This is a genomic window from Cupriavidus sp. CuC1 (genome assembly GCF_044627735.1).
Taxonomy (GTDB): domain Bacteria; phylum Pseudomonadota; class Gammaproteobacteria; order Burkholderiales; family Burkholderiaceae; genus Cupriavidus; species Cupriavidus ulmosensis.
Genome location: NZ_JBIUHC010000029.1, coordinates 20,902 through 38,076 on the forward strand (window position 1 = coordinate 20,902; position 17,175 = coordinate 38,076).

Sequence of the window (17,175 nt, forward strand, 5' to 3'; positions counted from 1 at the left end):
AGCGCGCATGTTGCACTGCACATGGTATCGGCTTTGCTTCTCTTGCCCGCATGCACACTTATGTCCTGCGCCACGCCATGCTCCGTCGCCTTGCTCTCGCGCTGCTGCTCTGCTTCGGCCTTGCCCATGCGCCAGCCTCAAGGGCAGGCGGCCCGGACCGCTATCCGGTGCGCCCGATCAAGCTGATCGTCCCATGGCCGGCGGGCGGCGCCACCGATATCTCGATGCGCGTGCTGGCGGAACTGGCCGGGCGTGAGCTCGGGCAGCCCATCGTGGTGGAGAACAAGCCCGGCGCCGGCGGCACGCTGGTGGGCGGCGCGCTCGCCGCCGCGCGGCCGGATGGTTACACCATCGGCCAGTTGCCGCTGACGGTCTATCGCTTTGCGCCCCAGCAGAAGACATCGTGGCAGCCTCTGCGCGACATCCAGCCGGTGCTGATGATCTCCGGCTATACCTTCGGTATCGTGGTGCCAGCCGACAGCCAGTTCCACACGCTGGATGACCTGATCGCCTGGGGCCGCGCGCATCCCGGCGCGCTGACGGTGGGCTCCACCGGCATCGGCACCACCGCCCACTTCGCCATGGAAGATGTGCTCGGGCGCAGCGGCGTGCGCTACGTGCACGTGCCTTATCGCGGCACCGCGGACCAGATGCTGGCGGTGGCCAACGGCTCGCTGATGGCGGGCGTGAATTCGACCGGCTTCGCGCCTTTCGTGGACAGCGGCAGGATGCGCCTGCTGGCGGTGTTCAGCGCACAGCGTTCTGCGCGCTGGCCGGACGTGCCCACGGTGAGCGAACTGGGCTTCGATCATGCGATCCATAACTCGCCCTATGGCATCGGCGTGCCGCGCGGCACCGACCCCCTGATCGTCAGCCGCCTGCACGATGCGTTGCGCATTGCCATGCAGCAGCCCCGGCACGTAGCCGAGCTGGCCAGGTACGACCAGGAACTGACCTACCTGAACACCGCCGGGTACGAGACCTACCTGCAACGCGCCTGGGAGGCGGAGCGGCGCTTCGCCGAGCGGGTCGGCACGGCGCAGCCGAAGGAGCACCTGTGATGGCCGCCGAATCCCCGCTGGCGCTGCACTGCGAGGCCGTGCGCAAACGCTTTGGCAGCCAGCATGCGCTGGACGGCGTCTCGCTCGACGTGCGGCGCGGCGAGTTCGTCGCGCTGCTGGGGCCCAACGGCGCGGGCAAGACCACGCTGTTCCAGATCCTCAGCGGCCTGTTCGTCGCCGACGCGGGGCGGGTCACGGTCATGGGGGTGGAGATGCAGCACCACCCGGTGCGCGCGCTGGCACGGCTCGGCATCGTGTTCCAGCAGCCGGCAATTGACCTGGACCTGTCGGTCTTGTCCAACCTGCATTTCCATGCCGGCCTGCACGGGCTGCCGCGCCGCGTTGCCGCGCCGCGCATCGCCCGGCTGCTGGGCGACTTCGGCCTGGCAGAGCGGGCCGGCGCACCAGTGCGCGAGCTCTCCGGCGGCAACCGGCGCAAGGTGGAACTGGCGCGCGCGCTGCTGCACGAGCCCGCCGTGTTGCTGATGGACGAGCCCACCGTCGGGCTCGATCCCGCATCGCGCGCGCAGATCGTTGCCGATGCGCGCCGGCTTGCCGTGCAGGCGCAGGCCGGCGTGCTGTGGGCCACGCACCTGGTGCAGGAGGTCGAGCAGGCGGACCGCGTGATTGTGCTGCATCGCGGCGCGGTGCGATTCGACGGCACGCCGGGCGCGCTGCGTGGCGCCGCCGAGTGCGACAGCCTGGAGCAGGCCTTCCTGGCCCTGACCACCTTCCCCGCGGTGCCGACCCGTGCCACCGAGCGCGTCCCCGCATGAACAAGCCGCCAACCCTGGGCTGGATCGCCTGCGCCACCTTGGCCGCCATGCTACTGCTGATTGCCGCCGGCGTGGCCGGTGCCGCCGACAGCCGCAACGCCACCGGGCAGGTCTTCGTCTCCAGCGAAAAGGACGATGCCGTGGCCGCCTACAGCGCCACCAGCAGGCAACTGATCGCCGTCTGGCGGCAATGCAAGCGCCCGCGCCACCTGCAGTTGTCGCCTGACCGGCGGCGCCTGTACGTGGCCTGCAGCGACGACAACCGTGTGGACGTGGTCGACGTGGCCAGCCGCAAGACCGTGGCCTCGCTGCCGGTCGGCGACGATCCGGAACTGTTCGACCTCAGCCCGGACGGCCGCACGCTGTACGTCTCCAACGAGGAAGACGGACTGCTGTCGGCTTATGACATCGCGTCCGGCAAGAGGGTGTTCGCGATCAACGTAGGTGAGGAGCCTGAGGGTGTGAAAGCCAGCCCGGACGGAAAGCGGGTGTACGTGGCCTCGGAAGTGGCCAACCTGGTCCATGTGATCGACGTGGCGTCGCGCAAGCTGGTCAGGAATATCCGGGTCGGCAACCGGCCGCGCCGCCTGCTGCTGGTCATGGACGGCAAGGAGTTGTGGGTGACCAATGAACTGGCCGCCAGCGTCAGCGTGATCCGCACCGATACGCTGGAAGTGGTGCGGACCATCGCCTTCGCGCCCAAGGGCTTGCGCGCCGAGGACGTGACGCCAGTCGGATTGACCGCCAGCAGCGACGGCAAGCGCGCCTATATCGGGCTGGGCCGTGCCAACCACGTGGCCGTGGTCGATGTGGCTTCGTACCGGGTGCTGGACTACGTACTGGTGGGCCGCCGCGCCTGGGGCCTGGCGCTGACGCGCGACAACGCCTTGCTCTATGTCGCCAACGGGCTGTCGGACGACGTCAGCGTGGTGGACACCGCAAGCAACAAGGCCGTAGCCACGCTCAAAGTGGGCAGGGTGCCGCATTCGGTGGCGATCGATGATTAGTTCGCTGACCAGACTGCGCTGGCTGGCCGTGTTCGCCCTGCTGGCGAGCGCCGCACGGGCTGCCGACGTACGGGTGGCCGTAGTCTCCATGGCCGCAGACGCGCGCTATGAACCCCGGCGGATGGAGCAGCGCTATCCCGGCCAGCCACAAGGCCGTCCGCTGGAGGGCGCGCGCGTGGCGGTGGCGGAATCGCGCTTTGCGCTGGAAGCCGCCGGGCAGGTCCTGCGGCTCGATGCGCAGGAGGCCAGTGGCGAAGCCGAGGTGGCGCCCCTGGTGGCCGCCCTGGCGCGTCAGGGCACGCGCTTTATCCTGCTCGACCTGCCGGCTCCGGCGGTCAGGCTCGCAGCCCGTGCCGTCAAGCCCGGCGAAGCGTTGCTGTTCAACGTTTCCGCCGACGACGACGAACTGCGCGGCGCCGGCTGCGCGCCGCATCTGCTCCATACGCTGCCTAGCCGGCGCATGCAGGCGGACGCGCTGATGCAATACCTGGCGCTGCGCAAGTGGCGCCGCGCCCTGCTGCTGAGCGGCCCGTCGCCAGCGGACGCCGAACAGCGCGCGGCGCTCACGCAGGCTGCCCGCCGCTTCGGCATTGCATGGTCGGCGCAGCGCGCGTTCAAGCTGTCGAACGATCCGCGCGAGCGGGAGCAGGGCAACCTCAACCTGCTGACCACCGGCGTGGACTATGACGTGGTGGTAGTGGCCGACGCCGACGGCGAGTTCGCGCGCAGCGTGCCCTATGCGGCCCAGTTGCCGCGCCCGGTGGTGGGCGCCAGCGGGCTGACCGCCCAGGCCTGGCATTGGGCGTGGGAGCGCAACGGCGGCCCGCAGCTCAACCGGCGTTTTATCAAGGCAGCAGGCCGTCCCATGACCGGCTACGACTGGGCCGCGTGGGTGGCGGTGAAGGCGATTGCCGAAAGTGTGGCGCGGCAGCCCAAGGCCGGCTTTGCCGGCCAGGCCGAGGCTTTGGTCTCCGAGGCGGTGGTGGTGGACGGCTTCAAGGGGCCGCCGCTCTCCTTCCGGCAATGGGACCGCCAGTTGCGCCAGCCGGTCCTGCTGGCGCATCCCGACGGGGTGATCGGCGTGGCGCCCGTGGAGGGCGTGCTGCATCCCAGGAATCATCTCGACACGCTGGGCGCAGACGCTGCCGACACCGCGTGCCGGCCCGGCAAATAAGGGAGCGAGACCCAGACCATGACTACCACCCTGATCCACGCCTGGCGCGCCTTGCGCGCGGTGGCCGGGCGCGAACTGCACAAGTTCTTCCGGCAGCCCGGGAGGCTGTTCTCGTCGTTGGTGCGGCCGCTGCTGTGGCTGCTGGTGTTCGCGGCGGGCTTCCAGAACGCGCTTGGCGTTGCCATCGTGCCGCCCTACGACACTTATGTCGAATACAAGGTCTACGTGACGCCCGGCCTGCTCGGCATGATCGCGCTGTTCAACGGCATGCAGTCCTCGCTGGCCATGGTGTACGACCGCGAGATGGGCGTGATGCGCCTGCTGCTGACTGCGCCGCTGCCCAGGGCCTGGCTGCTTGCCTGCAAACTGGCCGCCGGCACGTTGCTTTCGTTGTTGCAGATGCTGGCCTTCCTGCTTGTCGCCATGGCCTTCGACGTGACGTTCGCGCCCGCCTTTCTCCCCGGCGCGCTGGCGGTCATGGTGCTAGCCGCCCTGATGCTGGGTGCGCTGGGTTTGCTGCTATCGGTGCATGTGCGGCAACTGGAGAACTTCGCCGGTACCATGAACTTCGTGATCTTCCCGATGTTCTTCATCAGTTCGGCGCTGTATCCGCTCTGGAAGCTTGAGGAGTCCGGCGCCACGGTGGTCTACCAGCTCGCGCGCTTCAATCCCTTTGCCCACGCCGTGGAAGCGACCCGCTTCGCCTTGTACGGGCAGATCGCGCCGGTTAGCCTTGCGGTGATGGCCGGCTGTGCGGCAGTGTTCTTCGCACTGGCGCTGCTTGGCTACGATCCCCAACGTGGCATGGTGCGTCGCGCGCGCCAGGCCGGGGGGCTGACATGAGGCGTGCCGCTGCGTTGCCGATGGCGGCTGGCCTCGCATTCGCCGTGGCGGGCGCGTGGGCGTCGGATAGCCGCGACCCCTTCCAGTCGCCCCAATGGACACTGATTCACAGGGAAGTCCTGCAACTGGCCCCGGTCGTGTTCGACACCCGCGTCAAGGTGACCGGGCCGGCCTTTGCGGAGGACCCGATGCGCGTGCCGGTCGCCTTCGACGCCTCGGCGCTGGGAGAGGTGGATCGCGTCGTGGTGGCGGTGGACCGCAACCCGATCCGCACGATGCTGGAGTTCGAGCCGCTGAAGGTGCGCCCCTCGCTGTCGTTCCGTTTCAAGCTGGAGCAGGCGTCGCCTGTGCGGGTCGCAGCCCGCACGCGGGACGGCATATGGCATGTCGGCGGGGTGATGGTGGATGCCAGCGGCGGCGGCTGCACGGTGCCCGGCGCCACCCGCCGCGACGGTTCGTGGAGCACCACGCTGAACCGGGTCGAATCGCGCGTGTTTCCCGGCTTCGGCGGCAGTGGAGGCCGGGTGCGGCTGCGTGTGATGCACCCGATGGACACCGGTCTCGTGGCTGGCATCCCGGCTTTCCATATCGAGTCGCTGACCATCTCCGACGCCGCCCGGCAGCCAATGTTGCGTCTGGCGCTGCATGAGCCGGTGGCGGAGAACCCGATCTTCTCCTTTGACCTGCGCGAGGTCATGGAGCGCGGCATGATGGTATCCGGCCGGGACAACAACGGTAACCGCTTCGCTGCACAGGTGACACCATGAGACGAGCGCTGGGGATCCTGCTGTTGCTGGCGGCTCAGGCGGCGGGTGCGCAGGTTGGGGACTACCGCCTCGCGCCCCGGCAGATCGCCGCCGACGTGTGGCTGCTGGAAGGCGCCAACGCGGATTTTTCACCGGACAACGGCTGCAACATCATCAATACCGCCTTTGTCGATACCGGCGACGGCGTGGTGGTGATCAACACCGGGCCGTCGCGCTTGTACGGCGAGCAACAACGCCGTGCCATCGCCTCAGTCACGGCGGCGCCGGTGCGGCTGGTCCTCAATCTCAACCTGCATCCTGATTACTTCTTCGGCAATCAGGCCTATGCGGACGTGGGTGCCAGCGCCCTGGCCGGCACCATCGCCGGTGCGCAGCGCGAGGGTCCGGCCTATGCCGACAACCTCTACCGCATGTGCGGCGACTGGATGCGCGGCACCGAACCAGCGCCTCCGGGCCAGTCGTTGATGCCGGGCAAGCGCACCATGGGCCGGCACACCTTCGAACTGCTGCGGATGGACGGTCATACCGCTGACGACCTGGTAGTGCTGGACCGCAGCGCTGGCATCGTGTTCGCGGGTGGCGTGGCATTCCGCGAGCGGGTGCCGACCACACCGCATGCGGACCTCAAGCGCTGGCTGGCGAGCCTGGACCGGCTGCAGGCGCTGCTGCGAGAGAGCGGCGCGCGGCTGCTGATCCCCAGCCACGGGCCGGCGCTCGGCAGCGCGGATGCCATCGCGCAGACCCGCGGCTACCTGCACTGGCTGGACGCCCGCATGACCGGGGCGGCATCGCAAGGGCGCGACCTGGCGGAGGTGATCGCCATGCCCGTGCCGAACGAGTATGCCCGTTGGGGCGCCATGCCTGCCGAGTACCTGCGCAACGTGACGCATCTCTACCCGGCTTATGAGGACGCCGCGCTGACGCATTGAAGCGGGTCCGTTGAGTTGTTCAATTCCGCAACAGCGTCAACGCAGTGTCCCGCGCTGGTACGCCGCCGGGGTGAACGCAGGCCACGGCAGGGGCCAGTTGCCAGTGTTTTCCACTGGCATGGGAATTGCCAGGAGTCTGTCTGGTGTGCGTGGCGCACCGTGGAAGATCGACAACAAGACAGAGGAGCAGACAATGAGGACGTTAAGGGTGATGATGGTGGTCGCGGCGACAGCCGCGAGCCTGGCGGCACACGCCGCCGTGACCGATGCCATGATCGAGAACGACGCGAAGTCGGCGGGCGACGTGCTGTCGTGGGGGATGGGCACGCAAGGCCAGCGCTTTTCCACGCTGACCCGCATCAACACAAAGAACGTCAGCCAACTGGTGCCGGCCTGGTCGTTCTCCTTTGGCGGCGAAAAGCAGCGCGGGCAGGAATCGCAGCCGCTGATTCACGACGGCAAGATGTTCGTGACCGCCTCTTACTCCCGCATCTACGCCCTCGACCTGAAGACCGGCAGCAAGCTGTGGAAATACGAACACCGTCTGCCCGAAGGGATCATGCCCTGCTGCGACGTGGTCAACCGCGGCGCGGCCCTGTACGACAACCTGGTCATCTTCGGCACGCTCGACGCGCAACTGGTGGCGCTCGACCAGAAGACCGGCAAGGTGGTGTGGAAGGAAAAAATCGAGGACTATGCCGCAGGCTACTCCTACACCGCGGCGCCCTTGATCGTCAAAGGCATGGTGCTGACCGGCGTCTCGGGCGGCGAGTTCGGCGTAGTTGGCCGGGTCGAGGCGCGCGATGCCAGGACCGGCCAGATGGTGTGGTCCAGGCCGGTGGTGGAAGGCCATATGGGCTACAAGTACGACAAGGACGGCAACAAGACCGAGAACGGCGTGACTGGCACCCTGAACGCCAGCTGGCCCGGCGAGACCTGGAAGACCGGCGGCGGCGCCACCTGGCTCGGCGGCACTTACGATCCGCAGACTGGCCTGGTCTACTTCGGCACCGGCAATCCCGGGCCTTGGAACAGCCACATCCGCAAGGGCGACAACCTGTACTCGGCCTCGACCGTGGCGCTCGACCCGGCTACCGGCAATATCGTCTGGCACTACCAGAACACCCCCAACGATGGCTGGGACTTTGACGGCGTCAACGAGTTCGTGACCTTTGACCAGGACGGGAAGCGGCTCGGCGGCAAAGCCGATCGCAACGGCTTCTTCTACGTCAATGACGCCCGGAACGGCAAACTGGTCAACGCCTTCCCCTTCGTCAAGAAGATCACCTGGGCAAGCAGCATCGACCTGAAGACCGGACGGCCCAATATGATCGCGGAAAGCCGCCCGGGCGATCCGGCCGCCGGCAGCGATCCGAAGAAGGGCCAGTCCGTCTTCGCCGCCCCCGGCTTCCTTGGCGGCAAGAACCAGCAGCCGATGGCCTACAGCCCGCAGACCGGCCTGTTCTATGTGCCGGCCAATGAATGGGGCATGGATATCTGGAATGAACCTGTCGGGTACAAGAAGGGCGCCGCCTTCCTCGGTGCCGGCTTCACCATCCATCCGCTCAACGAGGACTACATCGGCGTGCTGCGCGCGATCAATCCCAAGACCGGCAAGATCGAGTGGGAAGTCAAGAATTACGCGCCGCTGTGGGGCGGGGTGATGACCACCGCTGGCGGCCTGGTGTTCTGGGGCACGCCGGAAGGCTACTTGAAAGCGGCCGATGCCAAGACCGGCAAGGAACTGTGGAAGTTCCAGACCGGCAGCGGCGTGGTGGCGCCCCCGGTCACCTGGGAAGACGGCGGCGAGCAGTATGTGGCGGTGGTGTCGGGCTGGGGCGGCGCCGTGCCGCTGTGGGGCGGGGAAGTTGCCAAGCGCGTGAATTTCCTGGAGCAGGGCGGCTCGGTGTGGGTGTTCAAGCTGCACAAGAGCTGAACGTTGCCGGCAGCCAAGCAGTGAAACTGCCCTGCGCGTGCCGGCATCGCACACCGATGTCGGCACACGCAGGGGTTGGTCGATCAACAGAGAATTGGGATGTGTGCATGCAGAAGGTGAAAGGACTCTTATCGTTGTCGGTCGCGGTGCTGGTGGCCCTGTGTGTGGCTCGGGCCGAAGCAGCGCCCGATATGCAGGCGCTGGCGGACCAGAGCGGTTGCTTTTCTTGTCACAGCATGAAGGCCAAGGTAGTGGGGCCGGGCTTTGCCGAGGTAGCGGACAAGTACAAGGGGGACGGGGAAGCGCCCGAGCGGCTCGCAAAGAAGATCCGTGAGGGCGGAAAAGGGGTTTGGGGGCGAATTCCCATGCCGTCGCACGAAAATATCAGTGAAGCGGATGCCAGGAAGCTGGCACAGTGGGTTCTGAGTATCAGATGAGCATTGGAAGAGACCGGTGCCTGACCTGACGGTCGGAGAAAAGCCGGATACGAAGGAAGAATTTGCAAAGACGTTTCACATCGGCCCGAACGGCTGCCCAGGCACGGCGTGAAACGTCTTTGATTTTTTGTGCTCCGCTTTTTTACTTCCGGCTTTCGCTACCAGCACGGCCCGCTTCGCTGCTTAGCCTGAGCGAATTCCCGTCGCTGCGGAAGACCATCCCGCGCGCCTGTACCTCGGCCAGCCTTCCCTGTAGCACGATCTCCATGACCCTCCCATGTTCTCCCGACCGATCGCAGACCGGATCCGTGGCGGCGGCATCGCCGGTCAGCAGGAACGCCTGGCAGCGGCACCCGCCATGGTCTTCCGCCTGCGAGTCGCAGGAACGGCAAGGCTCGGGTAGCCAGTGCGTGCCGCGAAAGCGCTGGAAGGCGTCGCTCTCGCGCCAGATCTCCCGCAGCGGCCGCGCGGTGACGTTCGGCAGGTCAAGCCCCGGCAGCATGCGGGCCGCGTGGCAGGGCAGCGCGAGGCCGTCTGGCGCGACGCCCAGGAAGGTGGTGCCCCAGCCGTTCATGCATTTCTTGGGCCGTTGCTCGAAGTAGTCAGGCACCACGAACAGGATCTGGCACCGGTTGCCGATGCGTGCCCGGTACGCATTCACGAGCGCCTCGGCTTCGCGCAGCTGCTCGTGCGTGGGCATCAGCGCCTGGCGGTTCTCCCAGGCCCAGCCGTAGTACTGGGTGTTGGCCAGTTCCAGGTATTCCGCGCCCATCTCCAGTGCCATCTCGATGATGGCGCCGACGTGGGGCAGGTTGTGCCGGTGCAGCACGCAGTTCATCACCATCGGGTAGCCGTGCGCCTTGATCAGGCGGGCCACACGCTGCTTCAGGTTGAAGGTGCGGGTGCTGGAGAGAAAGTCGTTGAGCTCGCGGCTGGAGTCCTGGAACGATAGCTGGATATGGTCAAGCCCGGCGGTGCGCAAGGCGGCCAGCCGGGCATCCGTCAGACCGATGCCGGAGGTGATGAGGTTGGTGTAGAAGCCGAGCCCGTGGGCATGTTCGACCAGTTCTTCCAGGTCTTTGCGCAGCAGGGGTTCGCCGCCCGACAGGCCCAGTTGCACGGCGCCCAGCGCGCGCGCTTGGGTGAAGACGTCGCGCCACTGCGCAGTGTCGAGCTCGGCGTCGTGCCGGGCATAGTCCACCGGGTTGGAGCAGAAGGCGCAATGGAGCGGGCAGCGGTAGGTCAGTTCCGCCAGCAGCCATAGCGGCGGCCCGGGCGGCGCTATGGCTGCTGGTGGCTCAGACCAGCCAGCCGCGTTCGATGGCATGTTTGACAAAGGCGTGTACCTCCGGTGCGATACCCTGCACGCCGAAGGCGGACTGCAGGTCGTCGATCAGCATGTCGAGCGTATGGCTGCCGTCGCAGCGTTGCAGGATGGCGGCCGCGCTGTCGTTGAGCGTGACCATGCCTTCGGGATACAGCAGGATCCAGCTTTGCTGGGCGTCTTCCCACTGCAGGCGGAAGTTCCGGTGCAGCGTTGGCTTGGTCAGGTCGGCTTCGGTCGGGGTCATGGGCAGGCGAGTTGGATGGCGTCGAGCATCGACCACAGGATGTCGAGCTTGAATTTCAGGATCTCCAGCGCGCGCTGCTGCTGCTCGTGCGTGCGGAAGTAGCCAAGGGTCACGCGCAGGCCGTGATCGACGTCGCGCTGCGCGAGCGGAATGCGGGAGCGGAAATAATCCAGACCTTGCGCTTCGATCCAGGGATAGTGCCCAGGCCAGCCGGCGAGGCGCTCCTTGTGGATCCGCGGGGCGAACATCTCCGTCAGGGAGGAGCACACGGCCTCCTGCCAGGGCGCGCGGCGCGCGAAGTTCACATAGGCGTCGACGGCGAAACGCACGCCGGGCAGTACATGCCGGTGCGACCACAGTTCCTCGCGCGTGAGCCCCACCGCCAGGCCCAGCCGCAGCCAGGCTTCGATGCCGCCTTCCTGGGTCTCGGTGCCGTCATGGTCCAGGATGCGCACGACCCACTCGCGGCGCGTCGCCCGGTCGGGGCAGTTGGAGAGGACGGCGGCGTCCTTGAGCGGGATGCTGGCCTGGTAGTAGAAGCGGTTGGCCACCCACGCGCGAATCTGCTCCGGCGTGCATTGCCCGGCCGCGAGGCGCAGGTTGAAGGGGTGGTGGATGTGATAGTCGGCTTCTTTCGCGCGCAGGCGCGCTTCGAATTCGGCGGTGCTCCAGGCCGTGGCTTGTGTCATAGCGTGATTTCCATGCCGTCGTATGCGACCTCGATGCCGTGGTCCGCCAGCAGGCTGCGCTGCGGCGAGTCTTCCACCAGGATCGGGTTTGTGTTGTTGATGTGGATCAGGATCTTGCGGGCCGCAGGCAGGCGGTCGAGTGCCTCGATCATGCCGCCGGGGCCGGACAGCGCGAGATGCCCCATGTCGGCGGCGGTCTTGGCGGAGAAGCCAAGCTGCTGCATTTCGTCGGCGCGCCAGAAGGTGCCGTCCACCAGCACCACGTCGGCACGGCGGAGTTCGTCGAGCACATGGGGTTCGATGCGGCCAAGCCCGGGCGCGTAGAAGGCGCGCCGGCCGGTGCCGGACTCGACGATGCGCAAGCCGATATTGTCGCCGCGCTGTGGCGCGTTGCGGTTCGGGGAGTAGGGTGGCGCCTTGCTCTCCAGCGGCACCGGGGTCAGCATCACGCCACGAAGCGGCGGCACCGTGAAGGGCGTGTCATCCAGAGCCAGTGTGTGCGTGTCCACCCCGCAGTAGTGCGACAGCATGCGCGTGAGCGGGAACGCCGTGCCGAGATTCTGCAATACCGCCGCGGTGGCGTAGAGCGGCAGCGCCTGCCGGTGCTCGCGCAGCATCAAGAGGCCGGTAACGTGATCGATCTGCGCATCCATCAGGACCACGCCGGCAATCCCTGTGTCGCGCGGATGGCGCGCCGGCTGCAGCGCCGGCGCGTGGCGCAACTGGTCGAGGATGTCGGGCGAGGCGTTGACCAGCACCCAGTCCTGTCCTTCGTCGGTCAAGGCGATCGAAGATTGGGTGCGCGGCGTGGCGCGCAGCGTGCCGTTGCGCACGCCATCGCAATTCTGGCAGTTGCAGTTCCACTGGGGAAAGCCGCCGCCGGCGGCCGAGCCCAGAACCCGGATTGTTGTCATGGCTGAGTCAGAAACTGAGTCGAAAGGCGGGGTCAATGTGCAAGTCATGAGCAAAAAGCCCGCCAGCGAGAAGAAAGGCCCGCCGGGGGCGGGCCTTGCCGGGACGGCACGGTCAGGCAAACGTGATCAGCGGTTGGCGATATACATCGTGATCTCGAAACCCAGGCGCAACTCTTTGTAGGAGGGGGTGGTCCAGTTCATGTCTCTTCCTTTGGGTGGCATAGTTAATGAATGCATCATCGGTTCTTCTTGCGGCGATCGCCGCGTTATCTCCGAGGCAACATCCATGCCCACAACGCCGGCGTCAACATCCTGCATTTTTCTCCGTACGCGGGATGGCCACCGCGTGCATGTGAGGCAGGCCGGGCTCTCCACGGGCGAGCCCTGGCTGGTGCTGCACGGCGGGCCGGGCAGCGGCTGCAGCCCGTCGATGCTGGCCTGGTTCGATTTGCCGTGGCACCGTGTGGTGATGCCGGATCAGCGCGGGGCGGGGCGCTCGCGGCCCGCCGGAAGGCTGCGCCGGAACACCGAGGGCGCGCTGCTGGCGGACCTGGAACAACTGCGCGAGGCGCTTGGCATTCCGCGCTGGGGCGTGGTGGGCGGATCCTGGGGGGCATCGCTGGCGTTGGCCTATGCCGCGCGCTTTCCAGCGGCGGTGGCAGCCCTGGTCTTGCGGGGGACGTTCCTGACCGGGCGTGACGACATCCATCGGCTTTTTTCACCGCGCCATGGTGGCGCCGGCATGCTGCGCCGCGTCACGGGACAAGGCGAGCGCGTGTCGGATGCCCGGGCGCGCCTGCTTACTGTATCCAGGGTGTTGCAAAGTGGTACGACTGTTCAAAAACTGGACACTGCGGGACATTGGCAGCGCATCGAGCGACACTTGCTGGGCCTTGGCCCGATGCAGCCGGGGCGGCGGCAGCCGAGGCGCGAGCGCATGGCGGTGGTGGACAAATATCGGGTCCAGGCGCACTACCTGCGCCGCCGCGCCGGGCTGGGCAAGCCGGCGCTGCTGAAGGCGGCGGCGGAGATCGGCTCGCGGGAGGCGCCAGTGACGCTGCTGCATGGCCGCGCCGATACGGTCTGCCGGCCAGCCAATGCCCTGCGTTTGCAGGCGGTCATGCCCCGGGCACGGATGGTCTGGGTACCCGGCGGACACCTGGCTTCAGGTGCCATGGCCGAGGCCGTGCGCACCGCCATCCGCGAGTCGGGTTGGCAGCGGTGATGGATCCCGCCCGCCGGGGTTTCATGGGCGCCCTGCTGGCGATGGCGCTCAATGGCGCCGGCCCGGCCGCTGTCGCTGGCCGTGTGGTGCTGGACCGGTTGCAGCCGGGTGTGTATGTGGCTCGTGCCGGCAATGCCGAGGTGGCGCGCGCCAACGCCGGGGAAGTGGTGCCGACCCTGGTCCATGTGACCGGCGCTGGCGTGCTGGTGGTCGATCCGGGCCCGCACCTGACCTGGGGGAACGGTTTGCTGGCGGCGATCCGGGCCGTGACCCCCGAGCCGGTGCGCTGGGTGGTTAACACCCATGCGCATCCGGAGAACGTACTGGCCAACGCCGCCTTGGCGTGCCTGCGGCCGCGCCCCGTGTTCCTGGCGTCGGCAGCCACCGCCAGCCTGATGGGGCAGCGCTGCGAGGCGTGCCTGGCCAGGCTTGCCGAGCAACTGGGGCCGGCCGTCATGCGAGGCACGCAGATCGTGCTGCCGGACCCCGCTTTGCGGCATGGCGACCGGCTGGCTACCGGCGGCACGGCATGGGAGGTACAGGTCCACGCGGCGGCACACAGCGCTTCGGATACGGTGCTGTATGCACCGCGGCGGCGGCTGCTATGCGTGGGCGGCCTGGCTTACCGCGAACGCGTTCCGGAGATGCAGGAGGCTTCCTTGCAGGGCTGGCGGCGCGCGCTTCGTGCACTCTCGGTCCTGCCGGCCGATGTCGTGGTGGGCACCGCGGTGGGGACGCCGGCGCAGATGTTGGCGCCGACGCTGGCTTATCTCGATGCGCTGGCCGAGGGCATTGCCGGCGCGCTGGCAGCGGGCGGCGACGCGGCGCGGATGCCCGGCCCGGCGGCAGGCAAGCCCTACTGCCGTTGGCGCTATTTCGCTTCGCGCCACCCCTTGAACGTGCAGCACGCCTGGCGCGAGCTGGAGGACCTGTGGATGCACGGCGAGCCGCTGGCCTGAGCGCCGCCCGCGGCGTAGCGGGTGTTGGGGGCAAGTGCGCACGGACCGCGCCCCACCAGGGGTAGCGACCGGCGCTTAGGGGGCGCTCAGCCTTCGTGATGGGGCAGCGCGCTGGCCTCATCCATTTTCCGGTAGACCGTGTTGCGCGAGATGCCCAGCGCCTTGGCTGCTGCGGAGATATTGCCGTGGTGCGCCTTGACCGCGGCGATGACGGCCAGCGATTCGACGTCGGCCAGGCGGGTCGGTTGGGCGCGCGGCGCCATTTCCAAGGCGCAAGTGCGATCCGGTGGGGCGTCCGGTGCCACCGCAGCGCCGGGGGGCACGCTGGCGACCCGGCGCGCCTGCCGGTCTTCCAGGAAGTCATCGGGCAGGTGGTCCTCGGTGATCTCGGTCTCGCCTTCGGCCATCAGCCGCGCGGTGCGCAGCAAGTTGCCAAGCTGGCGGATATTGCCCGGCCAGTGATAGGTGCGGAACATCTCCATCACCGATTCACTGATGCGCAGCACACTGGCTTCCTGGCCCTCGTGCAACAACTTGTTGGCCACTACATCAAGGTCGCTGCGTTCGCGCAACGCCGGCAACCGCACCACGAGGCCGTTCAGGCGATAGTAAAGGTCTTCCCGGAACAGGCCATTTGCTACCTGATCGCGCATATTGCGATTGGTGGCGCAAACCACCGAAACATCGACATGGATCACCTTGCTGCTGCCCAGCGGCGTGATCGCGCGCTCCTGAAGCGCACGCAGCATGCGCGCCTGCAGGTGCAGCGGCATATCGCCGATTTCGTCGAGGAATAGGGTGCCCCCGTTGGCGAGCAGCATCTTGCCGATGCCGCCCTTCTTGCGGGCGCCGGTGAAGGCGCCTTCCTCGTAGCCGAACAGCTCGGATTCGATCAGCGTCTCGGGAATCGATGCGCAGTTGACCGCAATGAAGGGCCCGGCATGGCGCGGGCTGTCGGCGTGGATGGCGCGCGCCAGCAGTTCCTTGCCGGTGCCGGTTTCCCCCAGCACCATAACGGGAATATCCTTTCCGATTACCTTACGCAGCTTGGTGATGACGCCCTTGATCTGGGCGTCGCCGGTGTCGAGGTCGTCCAGGCCGGCGCACCGCTGCGCCGGGGCTGTGGCCGGGCGGCGGGGCAGGGCGGCGGCTTCATGCATGCCGTGCGCTTCCCGCGCCTCGGCACCGCCACTGTCGATGGCACCGCCGGGAACGGTGGCAGTGGATGCCTTCCACTGAATGCGCGCACTGACCTTGACACCGCTCGGAAGCGGCAAGCGTACTATGCCTGCGGGCGCCCTGCGCTCTGTGTCGAACAATTGCGACATCGACAGGCCGAACAGCGAAGAGAACGTGTGCGCGTGCAGTGCGCTAACCGACAACCCGAGCTGGAACTGCGCGCTACGGTTGGCGGAGAGGAAGCGGCCGCCCGGCGTAAAGGAGGCGATGCCTTCGACCAGGGTGCCGATGAACTCGGCGCGGGAGTGGAAGCGCACGCAGACCATGTCCTGGAAGGCATTGGCAAAGAGCTGGTTCTCGATCATTTGCGCGGACATCCGCACCAGCGCCATGGTGTGCTTGTGGAATCCGCGCTGATCGCCCGTTACATCCAGCGCGCCGACGGTCTTGCCGTAGGCGTCGAGGATGGGCATGCAAGAGCAGGTGAGGAAGCGGTTGGCCTCCAGGAAATGCTCCGCGCCGTGTACCAGCGTGGCCTTGTTCTCGGCCAGCGCGGTGCCGATGGCATTGGTGCCGCGGCTTTCCTCCGACCACAGCGCTCCGGGCTGCAAGGCCACCTTGTTGGCCTTGGCCAGGAAATCGTCATCGCCCAGCGAGTGCAGGATCAGGCCGGCGGCGTCCGTCAGGATCACCATGCTCTGCGTGTTGACGATCTGGTCATAGAGCGTCTCCATCACCGGCAGAGCGTAGGTGAACAGCGACTGGCTGCGCTCTATCTGGGTCTTCAGCTCGCTCTGCAGCACCGGGCAGAAGTCCGGCGACTCATAGGGACGCAAGCCATAGGACTCGGAACGCTGGTGGGCCTGGGCGATCAGGTCGGGCCGGTTGCCCTCCTCCGCGCTGGCCGATGCGGCCGGCGTGGCGACGGGCTCATGCTGGCCGGCGGCCGCTTGGAAAGTCATTTTCTGTCTCCTGTGGAAATCGCCCGCGATCTGTGCGCGGGTCGCGCCGGGTCCTGGCGTGGTCGACAGGGCCCGGAAGTGTTGCGTCATGAAGCAAAACGCTTGCCAGGTGTTGCATTCCAGGGCACTTGTTCAGGAATGCTGCGCTGCACGCCAGCCATTTGCCGGGGCCGGGGCCGGTTTATGGCCCACATAGCGCTTGGTATGGCTTTTGCGGAAGTCACCTCCAAAACATGGTTCAACGACTGGAGGTGACCCTGATGAAAACACCACGCCGCATGCTTGTCCTGCTCTCGGTCTGCACGCTTTTGTCCGGGGCGATCCCCGCGACTGTCTCCGCCCATGGCGACGTCACGCCGCAAGCCGTGGATACCAAGACACTACCTCAACTAGGTGAGCAATGGCGTCCGGATAATCCATACCGGACCGGAGATGCGCAGCAAGAAGCCATGCGTATCGGTACGTCGGCCTACAATCAGAACTGCGCGCGCTGCCATGGGCTGGAAGCGGTGTCGGGCGGCATCGCGCCGGACCTGCGCAAGCTCGACGGCGATTGCACGTCGCTGGCCGACGCGAAGAAGAAGCAGGCGTGCATGGGCGAGATCTCGCAGTACTTCACCACCACCGTGCGCAAGGGGCGCACTCGCGACGGCCGGGTCTACATGCCGCCGTTCGAAGGCGTGCTGAGCCAGGAAGCGGTCTGGGCGATCAAGACCTATCTGGAATCGCGGCGCGAATAAGGGTGT

Annotated in this window: 18 protein-coding genes; 12 read left to right on the top strand and 6 right to left on the bottom strand. The window is 67.1% G+C overall.

All coding sequences use genetic code 11. The annotated features are described in order from the left end of the window. The first annotated feature begins 77 nt into the window (after positions 1-77). From ACGLHR_RS14930 to ACGLHR_RS14970, 9 genes are all read left to right on the top strand, one after another. Positions 78-1,061 carry a tripartite tricarboxylate transporter substrate binding protein gene (locus tag ACGLHR_RS14930; protein ID WP_400094793.1) on the top strand — a complete coding sequence of 328 codons (984 nt, stop codon included), beginning with the start codon at positions 78-80 and terminating at the stop codon, positions 1,059-1,061. Beyond that, positions 1,061-1,837 (top strand): ABC transporter ATP-binding protein, encoded by a 777-nt coding sequence (locus tag ACGLHR_RS14935; RefSeq protein ID WP_400094795.1) that lies wholly within the window; start codon positions 1,061-1,063, stop codon positions 1,835-1,837. The genes ACGLHR_RS14930 and ACGLHR_RS14935 overlap by 1 nt, the downstream gene beginning before the upstream one ends. Further along, the gene (locus ACGLHR_RS14940; protein WP_400094796.1) at positions 1,834-2,844 is read left to right on the top strand and encodes a PQQ-dependent catabolism-associated beta-propeller protein; all 1,011 of its coding nucleotides are present in this window, start codon (positions 1,834-1,836) and stop codon (positions 2,842-2,844) included. The genes ACGLHR_RS14935 and ACGLHR_RS14940 overlap by 4 nt, the downstream gene beginning before the upstream one ends. Further along, on the top strand, positions 2,837-4,018 hold the full coding sequence (locus ACGLHR_RS14945) for an ABC transporter substrate-binding protein (protein WP_400094798.1): 1,182 nt from the start codon (positions 2,837-2,839) through the stop codon (positions 4,016-4,018). Before ACGLHR_RS14940 ends, ACGLHR_RS14945 begins: the two co-directional genes overlap by 8 nt. A gap of 18 nt (positions 4,019-4,036) precedes the next feature. After that, a complete protein-coding gene (locus ACGLHR_RS14950) occupies positions 4,037-4,861 on the top strand; it encodes an ABC transporter permease (RefSeq protein WP_400094800.1) in 825 nt (274 codons plus the stop codon). Next, positions 4,858-5,628 carry a quinoprotein dehydrogenase-associated SoxYZ-like carrier gene (locus ACGLHR_RS14955; RefSeq protein ID WP_400094802.1) on the top strand — a complete coding sequence of 257 codons (771 nt, stop codon included), beginning with the start codon at positions 4,858-4,860 and terminating at the stop codon, positions 5,626-5,628. Before ACGLHR_RS14950 ends, ACGLHR_RS14955 begins: the two co-directional genes overlap by 4 nt. Next, on the top strand, positions 5,625-6,557 hold the full coding sequence (locus ACGLHR_RS14960) for a quinoprotein relay system zinc metallohydrolase 1 (RefSeq protein WP_267602389.1): 933 nt from the start codon (positions 5,625-5,627) through the stop codon (positions 6,555-6,557). Before ACGLHR_RS14955 ends, ACGLHR_RS14960 begins: the two co-directional genes overlap by 4 nt. Before the next feature lie 193 nt (positions 6,558-6,750). Next, positions 6,751-8,493, top strand: coding sequence for a PQQ-dependent methanol/ethanol family dehydrogenase (locus tag ACGLHR_RS14965; RefSeq protein WP_400094804.1), 1,743 nt, complete (start codon positions 6,751-6,753; stop codon positions 8,491-8,493). A 107-nt stretch (positions 8,494-8,600) separates the two neighbouring features. After that, positions 8,601-8,930, top strand: coding sequence for a c-type cytochrome (locus tag ACGLHR_RS14970; protein ID WP_400094805.1), 330 nt, complete (start codon positions 8,601-8,603; stop codon positions 8,928-8,930). A gap of 142 nt (positions 8,931-9,072) precedes the next feature. On the opposite strand, the gene pqqE is transcribed toward ACGLHR_RS14970, so the two are convergent. From pqqE to pqqA, 5 genes are all read right to left on the bottom strand, one after another. Then, a complete protein-coding gene (gene pqqE / locus ACGLHR_RS14975) occupies positions 9,073-10,257 on the bottom strand; it encodes a pyrroloquinoline quinone biosynthesis protein PqqE (protein ID WP_400094807.1) in 1,185 nt (394 codons plus the stop codon). Next, entirely contained in the window at positions 10,229-10,501 is a 273-nt protein-coding gene (pqqD, locus tag ACGLHR_RS14980) for a pyrroloquinoline quinone biosynthesis peptide chaperone PqqD (protein WP_400094809.1), read from the bottom strand. The genes pqqE and pqqD overlap by 29 nt, the downstream gene beginning before the upstream one ends. Next, on the bottom strand, positions 10,498-11,190 hold the full coding sequence (pqqC, locus tag ACGLHR_RS14985) for a pyrroloquinoline-quinone synthase PqqC (RefSeq protein ID WP_400094811.1): 693 nt from the start codon (positions 11,188-11,190) through the stop codon (positions 10,498-10,500). The genes pqqD and pqqC overlap by 4 nt, the downstream gene beginning before the upstream one ends. Further along, the gene (gene pqqB / locus ACGLHR_RS14990; protein ID WP_400094813.1) at positions 11,187-12,104 is read right to left on the bottom strand and encodes a pyrroloquinoline quinone biosynthesis protein PqqB; all 918 of its coding nucleotides are present in this window, start codon (positions 12,102-12,104) and stop codon (positions 11,187-11,189) included. The genes pqqC and pqqB overlap by 4 nt, the downstream gene beginning before the upstream one ends. A 126-nt stretch (positions 12,105-12,230) precedes the next feature. Further along, positions 12,231-12,305: a pyrroloquinoline quinone precursor peptide PqqA gene (gene pqqA / locus ACGLHR_RS14995; protein WP_318236424.1), complete on the bottom strand. Its 75-nt coding sequence runs from the start codon at positions 12,303-12,305 to the stop codon at positions 12,231-12,233. 85 nt (positions 12,306-12,390) lie between these two features. Between pqqA and ACGLHR_RS15000 the strand changes: the two genes are divergently transcribed. Then, entirely contained in the window at positions 12,391-13,329 is a 939-nt protein-coding gene (locus tag ACGLHR_RS15000) for an alpha/beta fold hydrolase (protein WP_400094815.1), read from the top strand. Further along, positions 13,329-14,288 (top strand): MBL fold metallo-hydrolase, encoded by a 960-nt coding sequence (locus tag ACGLHR_RS15005; RefSeq protein WP_400094817.1) that lies wholly within the window; start codon positions 13,329-13,331, stop codon positions 14,286-14,288. Before ACGLHR_RS15000 ends, ACGLHR_RS15005 begins: the two co-directional genes overlap by 1 nt. A gap of 86 nt (positions 14,289-14,374) precedes the next feature. Here the strand turns inward: ACGLHR_RS15005 and ACGLHR_RS15010 are convergent, their stop codons facing one another. Further along, entirely contained in the window at positions 14,375-16,429 is a 2,055-nt protein-coding gene (locus ACGLHR_RS15010) for a sigma-54-dependent Fis family transcriptional regulator (RefSeq protein WP_400094819.1), read from the bottom strand. A gap of 260 nt (positions 16,430-16,689) precedes the next feature. Between ACGLHR_RS15010 and pedF the strand changes: the two genes are divergently transcribed. Further along, on the top strand, positions 16,690-17,169 hold the full coding sequence (gene pedF, locus ACGLHR_RS15015) for a cytochrome c-550 PedF (RefSeq protein WP_400094820.1): 480 nt from the start codon (positions 16,690-16,692) through the stop codon (positions 17,167-17,169). Positions 17,170-17,175 lie beyond the last annotated feature (6 nt).